The organism is Priestia sp. BR_2 (assembly GCF_041954005.1).
GTDB classification, from domain to species: Bacteria; Bacillota; Bacilli; order Paenibacillales; family Paenibacillaceae; genus Paenibacillus_AQ; species Paenibacillus_AQ lautus_A.
The window spans coordinates 1-769 of sequence record NZ_JAVFHM010000226.1; the positions used below are offsets into that span (position 1 = coordinate 1).

A 769-nucleotide genomic window follows, 5' to 3' on the forward strand; every position below is an offset into this window, starting at 1 on the left:
GTATATAAAGAATTATTATTCTGTTACCTAATTGCTATCTATTTCGGTAGCCTAGTTTTTACATTTATATAACTTGTAGAAAAAGCCCATATTTGTCGCAATCAATTCTAATTTCTCTCTTTGAACCATCTCTCAGAGTGAATACCCTAAACCAATCTCTCATTGAATAATATCTCCTTAAAAATGAAAAGAGCAACCATCATATACTGGCTGCTCTCTCCTAGCAAAAATGTACTCACACAAATGTGTATGTGAACGTATTAGTGTTATACTATATCAGTAATAAAAAAAGGAATAATTTCTATTTACCTTGATACATTATTAATCGCTCTTTTGCTAAATTAATTAATTCCTTTAACTCTCTAACGGACTGTTTGTTATTACAATCACTTAATAAATCTATTGTGTCTTGCAAAAATTGTTCTCTTCTTTTTACTCTTTTATATTCAGCTCTATATTCTTCTGCCATCCTTGCTATTCGAGTAGAACCCTCACGAGGAGTCGCAACTCTTTCAAAAGTTGAGGTGCGAGGCTTTGTTCCTTTTTCATCAAACGTAGCGTTGTCTGGATTCCTATTCCTCAATCCTGATTGACCCAAAATACTCCTTGCCGCCCGTTCTCTTCCCGTGGCCATTATCATTTCCCCTCTCTGCAATTGAGATTTGAAATAAACCGTCCTGTATAGATTCAATAATAGTATAATAAATCCTTCTTTAAATATTTAGTTGCAGTTAAATAAAATCTTTATTATTTTTTGAGTGGATAGGCT

General features: G+C 32.9%; 1 protein-coding gene. It reads right to left on the reverse strand.

The features are described from left to right. Positions 1-301: 301 nt before the first annotated feature. A complete protein-coding gene (locus RB298_RS17215) occupies positions 302-634 on the reverse strand; it encodes a hypothetical protein (RefSeq protein WP_377582140.1) in 333 nt (110 codons plus the stop codon). Positions 635-769 lie beyond the last annotated feature (135 nt).

Excerpts from the sequence above, each read along its gene's own strand:
- RB298_RS17215 (WP_377582140.1), bottom strand. The coding sequence starts at position 634 with ATGGCCACGGGAAGAGAACGGGCGGCAAGGAGTATTTTGGGTCAATCA.